Below are 15,386 nucleotides of genomic sequence, written 5' to 3' on the forward strand. Positions count from 1 at the left end.
ATGGATAGACGAGCGGGCGCCAACGTTATTGCGTTTGTCTACGGCGGGTATTTGATGAGATACGTCTATCTCATCATCGTCGTGCCGTTCTACGGCAGGATTCTTGGCGTCACCGAGTACGGCCGGGTATTGGCGTCGATGTCGCTGATGAACGTGATATGGATGCTCGCCAGCTATGGATTCACGTTCGTCGGCATGCGCGAGGTGTCGAAGGCGCAATCGGCGGCGGAGTGCAACTCCATCTACTCGCTGCATGTGAGCGCACGCGTTCTGATGGGTTTGCTGGGTGGTGTTATCGGCGTCGTCGCCACGATGAGCTCGCCCGTCCTGTCAGAGCGGCCAGTGATTGGTCTGCTCGCCACGCTGCTGGGTGTCGTGTCGGCGATGAATCTCGGCTGGCTGTTTCAAGGGCGTCAGCATTTTCGAACCCCGATCATGATCGAGGTGTTCGGTTTCGCGCTGAGCCTCGTGCTGGTTCTGAATCTCGTCAATGGGCCCGGTGACGCCGTGTGGGTGCTGGCGAGCCTGCTGATCGCAGGCGTGGCGTCTTCGATCATTTCGTACGGCCTGACGACCTGGCAACTGGGCTTGCCGCGTCTCAGGTTCGCGGGCGTCGTGCCTCTTGTGCGAGGCTCGACCATGCTGTTCTGCTACTCGTCGGGCTCGGTCGTGCTCACGGCGTCGTCGACTTATCTGTTGACGCTGCTGTCCACGCCCGCTCAGGTGGGCTACTTCGGCGCGGCCGAACGCTTCGCGACGATCGGGCTCAGTCTGATGGGGCCGGCGTCGCAGGTGTTCATTCCCACGATATCGCGGCAACTCGCGCTCGGCGACAAAGACGGCGCGCAGGTCACGACCCGGTGGGGCGCCACCTTGTTGATCGGCTATGGACTACTGATGTTTTGTGGCGCACTCACGCTTTCGCCATTTGTGCTGCCGCTGATCCTGGGGCCTGCGTTTGGACCGAGTGCGCACGTATTGCAGATCTTCGCATGGATGTTCCCCTTCGCCGCTGTTAACCAATTCATCGCGTTCTATGTATTCGTGCCACGAAGGAAAGACAGGCTGCTTGCCGTGACGGGTGTGGCGTCGGGGTTGATCAATCTCGCGGCGGCCCTTTTTCTTGCTTCTCGATACGGTGCGGTGGGTATGGCGTCTGCCCGGGTTATCGGCGAAGCAGCGCTGGCGGTGATGCTGATGAGCATCATGATCCGCCTGGAGTTGATCAATCTGTTGCCAGGCGCCGAACGGGCGCTCGGCATGGTTCGAATGGCGTGCGGCTTTCGGCCTCAGGCAGGCGCCGCGAAGGATGAATGAAGCGGGACCTCGCATACGTAGGTCCCGGTTGCTCTCTCACAGGAGGTCGAAGTGAAAGTCGCTATTGTTCACGATTGGTTGGTGGTCTCGGGCGGCGCGGAGAAGGTGTTGAAAAATATCATCGAGTGCTTCCCGAACGCGGACATCTTCTCGATTGTCGATTTTCTGGAGGACCGCGACTGCGTGAAGGGAAAGACCGTCCATACGTCGTTTATTCAGAGAATGCCTTTTGCCCGGCGACGCTACCGTGCCTACCTCCCGCTCATGCCGATTGCGATCGAACAGGTCGATCTGTCCGGGTATGACCTCGTCATTTCCAGCTCGCATGCGGTGGCGAAGGGTGTACTGACCGGGCCGAACCAGGTTCACGTCAGTTACGTTCATTCGCCCATTCGCTATGCGTGGGACTTGCAACATCAGTATCTCAGGGAGTCTCACCTGAGTACCGGCATCAAGTCCGCGATGGCCCGCGTGCTGCTACATTACATCCGGGGATGGGATGCGCGTTCGGCCAACGGCGTCGATCATCTGGTCGCGAATTCGCAGTTCATTGCGCGGCGGATCAAGAAGGCCTATCAACGCGAAGCGACCGTCATCTATCCACCGGTCGATCTCGGCAGCATGACGGTGTGTACGCAGAAGGACGATTTCTATGTGACGGCTTCACGGATGGTGCCGTACAAGCGCATCGATCTGATCGTGCAAGCGTTTTCGCAAACGCCGGAGCGGCGGCTCGTGGTGATCGGCGATGGTCCTGAGATGAAAAAGATCAAATCTTGCGCCGGAGAGAACGTGACGATTCTTGGTCATCAACCATCGGAAGTTCTCGTCGATCATTTGCGGCGCGCCCGCGCGTTCGTGTTCGCGGCCGAAGAAGACTTCGGCATCTCCGTGGTGGAGGCGCAGGCGTGCGGAACGCCGGTCATCGCATTCGGCAGGGGCGGCGCGCTCGAATCGGTCGTCGGTTTGCCGCTCGATCGGCCTACGGGCGTGTTCTTTGGCGAGCAGACAATGGAGTCGCTGCTGGAAGCGGTCAGCCGGTTTGAAAACAATGCCGGACTGTTCGACCCCCGGCAATGCCGTCGAAATGCCGAGCGCTTTTCAACGGAGAACTTCAAGGCGGCACTGACGAGTTTCATCGACGCCCGGCTTCCCTACGCCTGTGTCGAGCAGTTTCTTCCGTATCCGGTCAGGAACCCGCAGTCCGTTGACGAACGTCATCTGGCCGACGTGGCATCGTAAGACTGGATGCGATAGCGGATTCGTCCCAGCGCGGCCATGATGGAGGGCACATGGGTTCGAATTTGCGGCGAACGTGTTTCGATCAGATGTTGAAGCGGCGCCTTGTGGCCATAGGCGAGCGTGGAGACTAGCAGAAGGCTTAGCGTGGGCCAGATGGCCCCGAATCTTTCGGGCTCGACGTTGACGGCCGCCCGTAAGAAAATTAACGCCACCAGTGCGCCAAGAAGCCAGCCGGAAATGACTTCAGGCAGCGAATGCGAATGGTCGACGAGGCGGGAAAGACCAGTCAGCGCGCCGATGACCATGCCCGCAACGATACCGGGCAGCGTCGGTTGCCGCCACCACTTCAGCAAGAGCGTAATGGCGACCATCCAGATGGACGTCGACAGCATGGTGTGCCCGCTAATGACGCGGAAATCATCGGCCGGAATGGCTATTCCCCAGCTGGCATAGACGACCTTGGTTGCGCCCACGAGCGCGGCGCCAACGGCGAGTACGCCGATCAGGCGGAGTGCCAGACGCACATTGAATAGCGCAATCCAGCCGGCGCAAATAGCCGCCACGGGCAACGTGATGGCGGCGTCGCCCAGGTTGGTGAACACAGTCCACATAGGATTCTCTCGTTGTCGCTTTCTGGCTGCCGCGTGGCTGAAAAGAGCGCCTCCCGCGGGCAGATTAGTTGGGTGCGTCCGTATTATCGCTCACGAGGGCGTGCGCCCGTCCGGCATGCGCGGCGGCCGTTCGAACGCGACGGCGCTGGGCGGCCGCCATGCGAGCAACAACGAGACGACAAGCGACAGGATCAGAACGTTCGACGGCGAGACCATCCGATGTTCGGTGGCGGCCATCACGAGCAGGCAAACCGACGAGATTTCGACGAACCGGAAGGCGGCGAAGTTTTGTCCGCGCCCGATCAGCGCGGCGGCCGCCGCGCCGTGCTGGCTCCATTCAATCAGCTTCCAGAGGAAATTCAGCAACAGAACGAGTCCGACTATGCCGAGTTCCGCGAGAAAGTTGAGGTAGGAGTTGTGTGCATGCGAGTCGCTATGTTCGGTCGTGACGTCCGACGCAATACCCACCACGTGGAAGTACGAGATGACGCTGCCGATATGGTCGTCGAATGAACCGAACCCGAGGCCGATAATCGGGCTTTGTTCGAAGTACGCGAGCGCGCGCGGCCACAGCCATTCGTAGCGGATGTTCAGATTGGCGACCTTCGCATCCTGATTCTGAATCGAGAAGGTGTAACCCATATAGTTGACGGTCGGGTCGGTATTGTAGATCGCCATTGCGATCGAAGCCACGAGAAGACAGGCTATCAGCGAGGCCAGCATCCAGCGCTTGCGGCCGAAGTAGAGATAGGGCAGCACCGCCAGAGCGCCCAGCAGCGAGCCCCGGCTATACGTGGAGAAAAGCATCAACACGTTGGCGGCCAGCAGCGCCAGGACCAGCTTGCTGCGTCGTTGCAGATAGCACCCGAGGCCCAGGCAGAACAGCATCGCAAAGAAGCCTCCGGCCGCGTTGCGTGCAATGAAGTAGCTGCCAAAGCTGGCATCGGGATTCGTGAAGATGCTGAGTAAGCCATTCTCAAGAATGTAGTAAGCGTAAATCGGCAGGTTGATCACTACTGCAAACATGAAGAACGCGCGAAGCACTTTGTTCAGATCCCAGCGGTGCATGTACAGGCAACCGGCAAAGATCGGCGCATAGGAGATGAAAAAATTGCCGTCGCGGCGATAAAAGTCGAATTGAAGAAACGACCGGGGGTCGTAAAGCAGCGTCGAAACCACGATCAGCAGCGTCAACATCGTCAGCGGCGTAATAAATGCGGGGTAACTTCTTCCGAAAAAACGCCACGAACAGAAGAGGAGTGGGACAAAACCTACCGCGCTTACGGGTACCAGATTGGTGACAGTCAGGAATAGCGCAAGTAACGATATGTAAGCCATTGCGACTCCATGAAAACGAAATGGCGCACAGTGCCCAAAGACTCGTCCATGTGAAGAAAGCCGCCATGGAGTCAGAAACAGAAAGCCAGCGTCGTAATGGCAATGGACAACATCGGTGTCCGTAACTTTGAGGAATAAAACGCGAACGCGTTCACTGCACGGTACCACGTGTCGTAATTGATTTCCAACCTCCGCGTATGCCGCTGTTCGTCGCTTCGGCTTCACCGGGGTGCTTAAGAAATCCGTGCCCACGAGCAGAGCCAAAACCTCCACTGTTCGCGCCACGAATGCTGTGGTGCAGCGTAGGCTGACTATGATTGATCACATCGAGTGCGGCGCTAAAGGGACCAGTCTGTCGGCGTAACGCTGGTGCCCTTACGCGATCTGCCGCGACCCGATCGCGCCGATGCTTTGCGTTTGAGGCCGAATCAGACCGATAGGCCGATACGCACATCGTCCGGCGCAACGAACTGGTTGGCTCTGTCCATCCGTTACGGACGTCCTGTCATTAATCACATGAGAAGTCCTCGACGCGCTTCGCGTCGTTATGCGTTATGCGCGGACATCGAGCGGGTCGTTCTCGAGCCGGCATCGAGCTAAGGGAGCTTTATATGGGCAAGGTTACGGCAGTGACGGACGGGACGACGGACACCGATTCGATCGAAAAGGCTCTGGTGGACTATCCGCCGCTCGTGCAGGTCATTCTCGCCGGGGGATCGGGGACGCGTCTGTGGCCGATGTCGCGTGAGCAGTTTCCGAAGCAGTTGATCGACCTGATCGGTAACCAGACATTATTGCAAGCCACGATGGGGCGCATGGCGGGCTTCAGCAGCATGTGGGATGTGTCGGCCGACCCGGTCGTCGTCTGCGGTGCCGAGCACTACTTCGCCACTTACGAACAGGCGCGCGAGGTCGGGGTGAACGCGCGCATCGTGGTGGAGCCCGCGCGCCGCGATACCGCGCCCGCGCTTACGCTCGCCGCATTGGCCGCTTGCGCCGATGGACAGGACGCTATTCTGGTCGTGATGCCCGCCGATCATTCGATAGCCGACCTCGACGCGCTTCATCGGGCCATCGACATCGCAGCGCGCTACGCCCAGGCGGGTTCGATCGCCACATTAGGCATTCCCCCGGATCGCGCGGACACCGGTTTCGGCTATATCCGCCTCGGCAGCGAGTTGCGCGATGGCGCGCGTCGCATCGAGCGTTTCGTCGAGAAGCCGGCAGCAGAACTCGCCGCTCAGTATGTGGAGTCGGGCAATTACTGGTGGAACAGCGGGATGGTGGTGGTCCGCTCATCGGTATGGCTCGCGATGATCGAACGTTTTCAGCCGGAAATACACGCCGCGTGCGTTCAGGCGCATCAGGGGGCGAGAAAAACCGCCGAGTGCGTCATTCCCGACGCCACCGAATTCCTGCGCTCGCCCGCCGATTCGATCGATTACGCGGTGATGGAGCAACTGGGTAAGCCTGATTCGCCTTTCGCGGGCGTGGTCGTGCCGCTCGTCGCGGGCTGGTCGGATCTCGGGTCGTGGGATGCGGTCTGGCAGGCGATGGAAAAGGACGACTGCGGCAACGCATCGAATGGACGCGTGCTGTTCGAAGGCGCGACCGCAACCTACGCGCGTTCGCAAGGCGGCCGGTTGCTGGCCTGTGTCGGCACGAACAATCTGATCGTGATCGAGACCGACGACGCCGTGCTGGTGGCGGACCGCTCGCACGTGCAGGACATCAAGGGTCTGGTGTCGCGCATCAAGCGGGATAAATCACCGGAAGCCGACGCGCATAGAAAAGTTCGCCGCCCGTGGGGTTTTTACGATTCGATCGACCACGGCGATCGTTTTCAGGTCAAACGCATCGTCGTGATGCCGGGCGCGCGCCTGTCGTTGCAGATGCATCACCACCGTGCGGAGCATTGGGTTGTCGTGAGCGGGACTGCGCTCGTCACGCGCGGGGAAGAGCAGTTTCTTCTCGGCGAAAACGAGTCGACGTATATCCCGCTGGGCATTCGTCATCGTTTGGAAAATCCCGGCCGCGTGCCGCTGCAGATCATCGAAGTTCAGTCCGGAACCTATCTTGGCGAAGACGACATCGTCAGATTCGACGACAAGTATGGGCGCTGCAGCTGAATCAGGTGAGTCGAACGGACGCGTGCTCTTAGGGGGCTGCAATGCGATTGATTACTGGTCTACTGGCAAGATTGTTCGACGTGGCGATGATTCTCTCGGGCGCGATCGTGGCCTCGCAGATCCGTTTCGAAACGGGCTCGCAGCAGAGTTTCTATCTGGCGTTCGTGGCCTTTGCGGCGGCCTTTGCACTCGCGGTATTTCCGGCGCTGGGCGTGTACGAGTCATGGCGCGGCCGCTCCAAGCGTGCGCTCGCGGGGCACGTCGCGCTCGGCTGGCTGCTCGTTCAGGCGTGCGCGATGGTGCTGATGTTCTCGCTGCACCAGATCGACCTCGTGTCGCGTCTCTGGTTCGTGTATTGGACCGGCATTTCGGGTGCGGCGATGATGGCCGGGCGCATGGTGACGCATGCGCTGCTCGGCCGGATGCGCAATGCCGGACTGAATTTGCAGCAGGTTGCGGTTGCCGCGTGCGGAGAGCATTGCGACGAGATCATTCGTAAGATGGAGATGTCGCCTGCCGCCGGTTTTCGCGCCAACGCGTTGTACAACCTGCGTCCGGGCAGCGGCGTCGCGAACGCGTCGCCGGTGAAGGTCTTTGAAGAGCATGCCGCGTTTGCCCGATACGTTCGCGAGCAGAACATCGGCGAAGTCTGGCTGGCGTTGCCGCTGACCGAGGAGCGTTCGATTCTCCGGCTCGTCGACGAATTTCGCAATGACCTGATCAATATCCGGTTCATGCCCGATGTGCGCACACTGGCGCTCTTCGAAGGCAGCATGACCGACCTGCTGGGCCTACCGACGATCAATCTGGCCGCGTCGCCGCTACCGCCCAAGGCAATGGTGCAGAAGGAACTGTTCGACCGTCTCTTTGCGCTAGCGGCGCTGATCGCTGTATCTCCGATTCTGCTCGCCTGTGCGATTGCCGTGAAGCTGAGTTCGCCCGGCCCGGTCTTCTTCAGACAGCGCCGCAAAGGCGCGGACGGGCGGGTCTTCAGCATTTACAAGTTTCGCACCATGCGCCTGCACGAGCAGAAGCCGGGCCTGCTGGAGCAGGCGACACGCGGTGATCCACGCATTACCAGGGTAGGCGGATTCCTTCGCCGCACGAGTCTCGATGAACTGCCGCAATTCTTCAATGTGCTGCGCGGCGATATGTCGGTGGTGGGGCCGCGTCCTCACGCGCTCGAACACGACGATCTCTATCAGCACATCGTGTCCGGCTATATCCATCGGTACCGGATCAAACCCGGCATTACCGGCTGGGCGCAGATCAACGGCTTTCGCGGTGAAACCGATCGCATCGAAAAGATGGAGGGCCGCGTCGCGCACGATTTGTATTACCTGCGCAACTGGTCATTCGCACTGGACGTAAAAATCATTTTCGCGACTGTATTCAAGGGGCTTCATCATCCTAATGCTTACTGATCTTAGATCGAGGCCCCAGTAATACGGTACAGGAAGTTGGGTCGTGGGTTCTGAAAAGCAGCGCCCCGGATGGCTCGGGTATAAAAATGGCGGCATATCGGTGGTGTTTTGGCGGGAATGCCGGAGACGAACAGGGCGTTATCCGCAACGAGCGGGTCGGCAATCAGGAACCCATACGGAGACAGGACGTGAGCGAACAGTTATGGTGCGTCCATATCGAAGGACTGAACGACTTCATTGCCACCGATTCCCACGAATCGGCGAGGCAGGAGGCGTTAGCGATCAATGCGTATATCGACAGGGCCGAGAAAGGTCCCCGTGCGGCGATCCTGCGGGCGGTGGTGATCGAATGGCCGTTCACACCGGCGAGTCATGCGCGCTCGCTCCAGGATGACTGGCACGATTTGCAGAACATGCCGCACAGACAGCCGTCCACGAGTGAACCCGATGGTGTGCTGGGGAGCATTGCACGGCGTGTCAAAGAACTCGTGTCCGTGGCGCGCGGCAAGTAGCGTGAGCCTGTGTGACGGCGGCGCACGTCCTCGCCATGTGTAACGCGGTAATTTTGCGCAACACAACCGTAGTCTGAATGTCGGGCTGCGTGTCTACGATGTCGGCATGTCCTCTATTCACCGACGAGGTAGCCGATGCTGACCCATCACGAAGTCGCGACCCTGCTGCGCCTGAGCGATGCCGAAAGGCGTCTGCAAGAACTCGATGCGGAAGTACTTGCGCTGAGCCGCTATGAGCTGGTCGAGATCGCCTGGCGGGACGACGGCGATATCTCGACACTCAAACTGACAGGACGCGGTCGCGAGCTTGCGCGGCGTTTGAGCAGGAATAGCGACGGCGTCTGAGCAGCCCCAGCCTGTTTCAATCTGCGGCCTGCTTCACCGGCCGCTTACGCCGAAGCGCGAGTGCCACGCCGCTCAGCGTCAATGCCATCGCGGCAGTCTCGCGCCAGCCTAGCGGCTCACCCAGTGCGAGCGCGGCTGCCACGATGCCCATGATCGGCACGAGCAGCATGCCGATGGACGCCACTTCAGGCGGCAAATGGCGCAACGTCGCGAACCACGCCAGATAGCACACGCCCATCGGTACCACGGTCATGTAGATCAGCACGGCCCAGCCCGCGGTGTTGAGCGCCGTGAAGTCCGGATGCTCGATCAGCAATCCCGCAATGACCATCGGCACACATCCGAGTCCGACCTGCCACGCCACCAGCGTAATCGGCGCCACGGGGATCGGTGTGCGCGTAATGACGGTGCCCAGCGCAAACAGCACCGCCGCGAGCAGAGCGAACAGAATGCCGGCGAGCTTGCCGGAGTCGAAAGCGAAACCTTGAGCGCCGAGCAGCACGACGACACCGGCGAGTCCCAAAGCGAGCGACACGAAACCTTCCGCGGACGGCCGCCGCGACAGCACTGGCCACGCGAGCAGCATCGCCCAGATCGGCATCGTATAGACGAGCAACGCGCCTTCGCTCACGCTCAGCCATTTCATCGACAGTGTCGAGAACCCCATCCATGCGAATACGTTGGTGCTGGCCGCGAGCAGTATGCGTGGCAGCAAATGCCGGGGCACGCGCAGGCGTTCGCCGGAACCGAGCGCGATCGCCGCGAGCAGCAGCGCCGCCGCCACTCCGGCGACGCCACGGGAGAACAACGGAGGCCACTGTCGTAGCAGTATTTTCATCGCGGGCCAGTTGAGAGCCCAGCCGGTTGCCGTCACCAGAAGGAAAAATACACCGGCCCATCGTGTGGGCTTCATTGGAATAGATTGGATGGTTGCCTGAAAAGACCGTCATGGTAACGCGTGCGAGACGGTGCGCGACGGTTTTACCCGGCGCCGGCGTGACCGCCCTGAGCCACGATCAGGTCGAGCGATGCAGCGAGAATCGATTTCGCGAGTTGCTTGTCGTCCACCGCCCGCGCCAGGGTCACCGCCCCGACGATGGTCGCGACGATGCCAAGCGCCGCGCTCTTGCTTCGACCCGCCAGAGTCTCGGCGATTTGCGCCGTTAGCGCGTGCACGTAGGCTGTCAGCCGCTCGCGAACTTCGGGGCTCGCGTGGCGCGCCTCGCCGGCGAGCGCGCACAACGCGCAGCCGCTGCCGGGGTTCCTGATATGACGCTCGCTGAGGAACGCCTCCGCAATCGCCTGCAACGGCTCTTTCGCGTTGGGCGCGCCCGTTCCGGTGTGCAGCGCCTCGATACGTTTCCTGCTTTGCGCGACCGCGTATTCGAGGGCCTCGACAATCAGCGCGTCGCGTGAATCGAAATGGCCGTAGAACGCGCCATGCGTAAGTCCGGCGCTGCGCATGCAGTCGGCGACGCCGAGCGCGGCGATGCCGTCTTCACGAATTTGCCTCGCCGCCGTTTCCAGAACGCGCTGCCTGCTTTCTGCCTTCTGCGCCTGTGAGTAGCCCATTTTTCCGTTCTCCGACACTTGACAATCTGCATGACGAGCATAATACTGAAAATGTGCATGATGATCAACATGCAGAATGACGGTGAGGAATATCCTCGGATAGTTCGTTTGTCAGCAGCGGCGCGGAGCCGCTTAACCGTTCAAGGCGTCGCCCGGCCGTGCTTTGTGGAGCATTCCGGCGGCGCGCTCAGGGAGAAGGATGATGCGTTTCACAGGAAAGACAGCGTTAGTCACGGGTGGGAATAGCGGCATCGGTTTCGTCACGGCGAAGCTGCTGATTGGCGAAGGCGCGCGCGTGATGATCACGGGCCGCGACCGGGCCAAACTCGATCAGGCGGTGTCGGAGTTGGGCGAAAACGCGCTGGGCGTGCAGGCCAATCTGGATGACGAGGCCGCAATCGGCGTGCTGTTCAAACAGATCGAAAGCGCGTTTGGTTCATTGGACATCGTGTTCGCCAACGCCGGCATTTCCGGACCCACGCCGCTCGGCGGTACATCGGCCGCGGCGTTCGACGCGATTCTTCGCACGAACCTGACGGCGGTGTTTTTGACGGTGCAGGCGGCGCTTCCGTTGATGAGCGAAGGTGGCTCGATCGTATTGAACGGTTCGGTGATGCGCGAACTCGGTTCGCCGGGCTCGGCCGCTTATTCGGCCACCAAGGCGGGCATCACGGGCATGGCGAAGGTTTTCGCATCCGAACTCGTACAGCGCGGCATCCGTGTGAACACGGTGATTCCGGGCGGCACGCGCACGCCGATCTGGACGCGCGGCGCACGCGAGGGCGCGACGCTCGACGGAACCGAACAGGCGCTCTCACCGCGCATTCCGATGGGCCGTCTTGCGGCGCCGGAAGAAGTGGCGGCGGCGGTGCTGTTTCTTGCGTCGAAGGATGCGTCGGGAATGACCGGCGCCGAGATCGTCGTGGACGGCGGCACGATCGGCGCGCCGTGGGGTGCGCAGATGTATCGCGCGGCCTGAGCGACGCAAGCGAGCGGGTGCCGGAAGCTGACTGGAAACGCAAAAACGGCACCCTGTTACTCACTTTCTATCGGCGCGCCGCCGACGAAGTGCCCGGCGCCGTCCGGCAACCATCACGGCTCGCGGCTGAGCGCGCGAAAGCGGCCGGGGCTCTGCCCGGTCGAGCGCTTGAATGCGATGCTGAACGCAGTATCGGACAAATAACCGATGCGCGACGCGATGTCGGTCAGCGACTCTTCCGAGTGCTTGAGCGCGGAACATGCGATCGTCATCCGCCACTGCGCGAGGTATTCGACGGGCGCGCTGCCCACCTGGCGGCGAAAGCGCGTCGCGAACGCAGTGCGCGACATACCCACTGCGTACGCCAGGCTCTCGACGGTCCAGCGTTCGCCAGGCTGCGCGTGCATCATCGACAACGCGCTGCCGATCTTCGGATCGGCAAGCGCGCCGAGCCAGCCCTGCGGCTGCGGGGTCGACGCCAGATAGGTGCGCAGCACGTGCACGAGCACCAGCGCCGCAAGACTGCTGCGCGCGATGTCCGCACCCGCATGCAGGCCGGTCGTTTCCCATTCGAGCAGATCGAGCACGCGTGACAGCGCCTGCGAACCCAGCTCCGCGGCGCGCAGATGAATCAGCGGCGGCAGATGGCTCAACAGCTTGCCTGTGACGTCGTTCTCGAACGTGAAGCGGCCGCTCGCGATGGTCACGCGGTCGTGATCACGTCGCGTGCCGCCTTCACCATCGCCATTACTTTCACCTTCACCGCGATAACGCACGACGCCGTCCGCGCTGCGAATACTGCGGTAAGTTGCCGGACCATCGAGCGGCGCACGGCCTGGGTCGCTTGCCGAATAAAACGGCTGACCGTCCGTCAGCATGTAGAAGTCGCCGGGTTCGAGCGTCAGCGGCGCCTGGCTGCCTTCGATCCACAGATGAAAGCGGCCGGCCAGCACCCCACCGAACTTGATGCCCTGATACGCGGGGAAGCGGAACGCCCACGCCCCCCTGCCTTCGAACCGGGACGACAGCACGCTGCTCACGCGCAGCATCGAGAGTACGTCGGAAAGCGCATCCATAAATGTACGGTCTAAGAGGAATGAGGGCTTTTCCATTATAGGCACGGAGCTTTTTTGGCGGGATCATAGTGCCATTCACGCGACGAGCCGTGCGGCTTGCGGACATGTTTGCGTTTTCCCCCGCTTATCCACGAGCGGTTTCATGCAGCAACAGGCGAGGCGTGGCAACGCGCATACACGGAGGATCTCTTCGATGAAAGCATGGCAACTCGAACGGCTGGGCGGCGCCTTGAGCCTGAACGACATTCCGGTTCCGCAACCGCGCGCGGGCGGCGTCGTGGTTCGCGTCGAAGCGTCCTCGCTGATGTCGTATATGAAGGCCTACGTGGACGGCAAACTGCCGATCTACCACGTGCCGTCACAGCCGTTCGTCCCGGGCGGCAATGGCGTGGGTGTCGTACATGCGGTGGGTCGCGACGTGTGGCATCTGCGGCCCGGGCAGCGTGTCGTTTTGTCGTCGTATTTCGTCGCGCAGGAAAACGTGCGGGAGCCCGCGCAGGTTTTGCTGGGCGTGACCGCTAACGGCGCGGCAGCAGAGCGCGTGCAGGCCGACTGGCCGGACGGCACGCTGGCCGAATACGCCTCGTATCCGGCCAGCGCGGTGACGCCGGCCGACGACCTGCCGCGTCTGAGTTCCGTGCAGCTCGCGATGACCACCCGCTGCATCGTGCCGTTCGGCGGCCTGTTGCGCGGCCGGCTGGCCGCCGGTGAAACGCTGATCGTGTCCGGCGCGACGGGCGCCTATGGCACCGGCGCCGTGCTGCTTGCCTTGGCGATGGGCGCGAGCCGGATCGTCGCGGTCGGCAGAAATGCGCGGGCGCTCGAGGCGCTTGCGGCGCTCGACCGTGCGCGGGTCGTCACGGTCACGGCCACCGGCGACGTGCAGGCCGACGCGCAAGCGCTGCGCGAGGCCACGCACGGCGGTGCGCAGATGGCATTCGACATGGTCGGCAATGCGAGCGATCCCAATCTCACGCTGGCCGCGCTACGCGGTCTCGCGCAAGGCGGCCGGCTGGTTCTGATGGGCAGCATGGCCGTGCCGCTGCCGATTCCCTATACCGAAGTCATGTTGAACGGCTGGGAAATTCTCGGCCAGTTCATGTATCCGCGTGAGTCGTATCGCCGGCTGCTCGACCTGGTTCGCAGCGGGCAGCTCGATCTCACCAGGCTGCATCCGCGTGTCTATCCGCTCCCCGCGCTGCCCGAAGCGATGGAGGCGGCGGCTTGCGCGAGCAGCTTCGAATGCGTGGTTATCGACCACGAGCAATGATATTCACGCGAGCGCTCATATACATATCGCAATCGATTCGTTCCCACGACCCGCGACCGCCGCTACGCTTGTCACTCAATCGTCAGCGAGGGCATATGGCCGCATCCGTTTCCCAGTCGTTTTTCCAGCGACGCCGTGCGCTGAAACTGCTCGGCGCAACACCGGCACTCGCCGCGAGCGTGTTTGCTTCACGTAGTGCGCATGCAGCCGGGGGCGCGTCGACCACGCTCGTGCTAGGCGACCAGGCGGGCGGCACGCGCGCGCTCGTCGAAGCCGCCAAGGTGCTCGACGGCGCGCCGTATGCGTATCGCTGGGCCAACTTTCAGGGCGCGGCGCCGCTCTTCGAAGCGCAACGCGCGAACGCCGTCGATCTCGCGCCGGCGGGCGACTTGCCGGTGCTCGCGGCCGCGCTCGGCGATCCCACGTTGAAGATCGTCGCAACGCGTGTGGGCTCGGGCGCGCAACTGGGCATTCTGGTCGCACCGAATTCGAAGATCGCGACGGTGGCGGATCTGAAAGGGCGCACGGTGTTCGTGTCGTCGGCGCGCGGCAGCATTTCGCAGTTCCAGCTCTATGGCGCGCTTGCGGAGGCGGGACTGTCCAGAGACGACGTGACGGTCCGCTTCATTCTGCCTGTGGATGCGTTCGCGGCATTCGCATCGGGATCGATCGAAGCGTGGGCGACGTTCGATCCTTACTACGGCATCGCCGTGCAACGCGGCGCGCGAATTCTGCGCGACGGCACTGGCATCAATAGCGGGCTGGGGTTTATCACGGCCTCGGGCGCCGCGCTCGCGGATGCGGACAAACGCAGGGCGATCGCCGATTTTCTGCTGAGACTGCAACGCGCGGGCGATTGGGCATTGGCCAACCCCGACGCGTACGCACAGATCTACGCGACGCTGACACGCTCGCCTTTCGATGCCGCGAAGCGGATCACGCAGCGCGCGTCGCTGAAGCAGCATTTCGTCACCGACGCCGACATTGCCGCGCTTCAGAAGGTCGCCGACAGCGCGAACCGCGACGCGATTCTGCCGCGCCGTATCGACGTGCGCGCGATTTCCGACACGCATATCGCGAGCGTTTGAGTGGTGCGTCGCTGTATCTGCGCATGACGAACGCCTCGACGCGCAATGCCGAAACGTTCGTCACGCTACGCGCATCACGCCGGAAGCGGCACGTCTTCGATCAACTCCGCCCGCACCGCACGGATTCTGCGATCGACGAAATACCCGCCGCCTTCGACGTAGCGCAGATAAAGCCGCGTACACAACGAGCACTGCCAGAGCGCGCAGCGGTTGTACGGGAAGTAGCGCGGCGCGATCGGCGCATCGGCCGCCCAGTAGGTCGTCTTGCCCGGCAGATACTCGCTGAAGGTCGGCTCGGGATCGTCTTCCGGCAACAGCGTGCCGATTTCCTCGAACTGCGTTTCGTCGAGCGACAGCGGCTGCGATTGCCAGCCGTCCAGGGGCGTTTTCGTGCATGCGCAAGGCGCGGTGGCGCGCGTTTGCGCCGCGCGCGCGAGTTCGAGCAGGGTTGCAGCGGTCAGGTATTGCGCCATGTGGCTCACA

General features: G+C 62.0%; 15 protein-coding genes. 9 read left to right on the forward strand and 6 right to left on the reverse strand.

The genetic code is table 11. The annotated features are described in order from the left end of the window. Both ACZ9H4_RS17530 and ACZ9H4_RS17535 read left to right on the forward strand, forming a co-directional pair. A complete protein-coding gene (locus tag ACZ9H4_RS17530) occupies positions 1-1,317 on the forward strand; it encodes a lipopolysaccharide biosynthesis protein (RefSeq protein ID WP_476119986.1) in 1,317 nt (438 codons plus the stop codon). Positions 1,318-1,368: 51 nt separating this feature from the next. Then, a complete protein-coding gene (locus tag ACZ9H4_RS17535; protein ID WP_476119988.1) occupies positions 1,369-2,559 on the forward strand; it encodes a glycosyltransferase family 4 protein in 1,191 nt (396 codons plus the stop codon). Here the strand turns inward: ACZ9H4_RS17535 and ACZ9H4_RS17540 are convergent. Next, positions 2,535-3,170, reverse strand: coding sequence for a phosphatase PAP2 family protein (locus tag ACZ9H4_RS17540; protein ID WP_408326852.1), 636 nt, complete (start codon positions 3,168-3,170; stop codon positions 2,535-2,537). The genes ACZ9H4_RS17535 and ACZ9H4_RS17540 overlap by 25 nt on opposite strands. Before the next feature lie 90 nt (positions 3,171-3,260). Beyond that, the gene (locus ACZ9H4_RS17545; RefSeq protein WP_408155475.1) at positions 3,261-4,508 is read right to left on the reverse strand and encodes an O-antigen ligase family protein; all 1,248 of its coding nucleotides are present in this window, start codon (positions 4,506-4,508) and stop codon (positions 3,261-3,263) included. 611 nt (positions 4,509-5,119) lie between these two features. On the opposite strand from ACZ9H4_RS17545, the gene ACZ9H4_RS17550 reads away from it, so the two are divergent. From ACZ9H4_RS17550 to ACZ9H4_RS17565, 4 genes are all read left to right on the forward strand, one after another. Further along, on the forward strand, positions 5,120-6,637 hold the full coding sequence (locus tag ACZ9H4_RS17550; RefSeq protein WP_408145466.1) for a mannose-1-phosphate guanylyltransferase/mannose-6-phosphate isomerase: 1,518 nt from the start codon (positions 5,120-5,122) through the stop codon (positions 6,635-6,637). A gap of 41 nt (positions 6,638-6,678) precedes the next feature. Next, the gene (locus ACZ9H4_RS17555) at positions 6,679-8,061 is read left to right on the forward strand and encodes an undecaprenyl-phosphate glucose phosphotransferase (RefSeq protein WP_476119990.1); all 1,383 of its coding nucleotides are present in this window, start codon (positions 6,679-6,681) and stop codon (positions 8,059-8,061) included. A gap of 188 nt (positions 8,062-8,249) precedes the next feature. After that, positions 8,250-8,573 (forward strand): hypothetical protein, encoded by a 324-nt coding sequence (locus ACZ9H4_RS17560; RefSeq protein WP_476119992.1) that lies wholly within the window; start codon positions 8,250-8,252, stop codon positions 8,571-8,573. Positions 8,574-8,708: 135 nt separating this feature from the next. Further along, positions 8,709-8,918: a hypothetical protein gene (locus tag ACZ9H4_RS17565; RefSeq protein WP_476119994.1), complete on the forward strand. Its 210-nt coding sequence runs from the start codon at positions 8,709-8,711 to the stop codon at positions 8,916-8,918. 16 nt (positions 8,919-8,934) lie between these two features. Here ACZ9H4_RS17565 and ACZ9H4_RS17570 read toward each other — a convergent pair whose 3' ends face one another. Both ACZ9H4_RS17570 and ACZ9H4_RS17575 read right to left on the reverse strand, forming a co-directional pair. Beyond that, the gene (locus ACZ9H4_RS17570) at positions 8,935-9,831 is read right to left on the reverse strand and encodes a DMT family transporter (RefSeq protein ID WP_408145472.1); all 897 of its coding nucleotides are present in this window, start codon (positions 9,829-9,831) and stop codon (positions 8,935-8,937) included. Positions 9,832-9,899: 68 nt separating this feature from the next. Then, positions 9,900-10,490, reverse strand: a complete 591-nt coding sequence (locus tag ACZ9H4_RS17575; protein ID WP_408145474.1) for a TetR/AcrR family transcriptional regulator — start codon at positions 10,488-10,490, stop codon at positions 9,900-9,902. A gap of 202 nt (positions 10,491-10,692) precedes the next feature. Between ACZ9H4_RS17575 and ACZ9H4_RS17580 the strand changes: the two genes are divergently transcribed. Next, a complete protein-coding gene (locus tag ACZ9H4_RS17580; RefSeq protein ID WP_476120373.1) occupies positions 10,693-11,469 on the forward strand; it encodes an SDR family NAD(P)-dependent oxidoreductase in 777 nt (258 codons plus the stop codon). A 113-nt stretch (positions 11,470-11,582) separates the two neighbouring features. Here ACZ9H4_RS17580 and ACZ9H4_RS17585 read toward each other — a convergent pair whose 3' ends face one another. Then, positions 11,583-12,545, reverse strand: coding sequence for an AraC family transcriptional regulator (locus ACZ9H4_RS17585; RefSeq protein ID WP_476119997.1), 963 nt, complete (start codon positions 12,543-12,545; stop codon positions 11,583-11,585). Positions 12,546-12,738: 193 nt separating this feature from the next. Between ACZ9H4_RS17585 and ACZ9H4_RS17590 the strand changes: the two genes are divergently transcribed. Beyond that, complete coding sequence (locus ACZ9H4_RS17590; RefSeq protein ID WP_476119999.1) at positions 12,739-13,815, forward strand: zinc-binding dehydrogenase; 1,077 nt, start codon at positions 12,739-12,741, stop codon at positions 13,813-13,815. A 95-nt stretch (positions 13,816-13,910) separates the two neighbouring features. Beyond that, positions 13,911-14,903, forward strand: a complete 993-nt coding sequence (locus tag ACZ9H4_RS17595) for an ABC transporter substrate-binding protein (RefSeq protein WP_476120001.1) — start codon at positions 13,911-13,913, stop codon at positions 14,901-14,903. A 74-nt stretch (positions 14,904-14,977) separates the two neighbouring features. Here ACZ9H4_RS17595 and ACZ9H4_RS17600 read toward each other — a convergent pair whose 3' ends face one another. Beyond that, positions 14,978-15,376, reverse strand: a complete 399-nt coding sequence (locus ACZ9H4_RS17600; protein WP_408145484.1) for a hypothetical protein — start codon at positions 15,374-15,376, stop codon at positions 14,978-14,980. Positions 15,377-15,386: the final 10 nt, after the last annotated feature.

The sequence above is a fragment of the Paraburkholderia sp. TE9906 genome (assembly GCF_056279605.1).

What these genes read in the sequence shown, in the direction of transcription:
- ACZ9H4_RS17530 (WP_476119986.1), top strand. Translation starts at nt 1, where the DNA reads ATGGATAGACGAGCGGGCGCCAACGTTATTGCGTTTGTCTACGGCGGG.
- ACZ9H4_RS17540 (WP_408326852.1), bottom strand. Translation starts at nt 3,170, where the DNA reads ATGTGGACTGTGTTCACCAACCTGGGCGACGCCGCCATCACGTTGCCC.
- ACZ9H4_RS17545 (WP_408155475.1), bottom strand. Translation starts at nt 4,508, where the DNA reads ATGGCTTACATATCGTTACTTGCGCTATTCCTGACTGTCACCAATCTG.
- ACZ9H4_RS17550 (WP_408145466.1), top strand. Translation starts at nt 5,120, where the DNA reads ATGGGCAAGGTTACGGCAGTGACGGACGGGACGACGGACACCGATTCG.
- ACZ9H4_RS17555 (WP_476119990.1), top strand. Translation starts at nt 6,679, where the DNA reads ATGCGATTGATTACTGGTCTACTGGCAAGATTGTTCGACGTGGCGATG.
- ACZ9H4_RS17565 (WP_476119994.1), top strand. Translation starts at nt 8,709, where the DNA reads ATGCTGACCCATCACGAAGTCGCGACCCTGCTGCGCCTGAGCGATGCC.
- ACZ9H4_RS17570 (WP_408145472.1), bottom strand. Translation starts at nt 9,831, where the DNA reads ATGAAGCCCACACGATGGGCCGGTGTATTTTTCCTTCTGGTGACGGCA.
- ACZ9H4_RS17575 (WP_408145474.1), bottom strand. Translation starts at nt 10,490, where the DNA reads ATGGGCTACTCACAGGCGCAGAAGGCAGAAAGCAGGCAGCGCGTTCTG.
- ACZ9H4_RS17580 (WP_476120373.1), top strand. Translation starts at nt 10,693, where the DNA reads ATGCGTTTCACAGGAAAGACAGCGTTAGTCACGGGTGGGAATAGCGGC.
- ACZ9H4_RS17585 (WP_476119997.1), bottom strand. Translation starts at nt 12,545, where the DNA reads ATGGATGCGCTTTCCGACGTACTCTCGATGCTGCGCGTGAGCAGCGTG.
- ACZ9H4_RS17590 (WP_476119999.1), top strand. Translation starts at nt 12,739, where the DNA reads ATGAAAGCATGGCAACTCGAACGGCTGGGCGGCGCCTTGAGCCTGAAC.
- ACZ9H4_RS17595 (WP_476120001.1), top strand. Translation starts at nt 13,911, where the DNA reads ATGGCCGCATCCGTTTCCCAGTCGTTTTTCCAGCGACGCCGTGCGCTG.
- ACZ9H4_RS17600 (WP_408145484.1), bottom strand. Translation starts at nt 15,376, where the DNA reads ATGGCGCAATACCTGACCGCTGCAACCCTGCTCGAACTCGCGCGCGCG.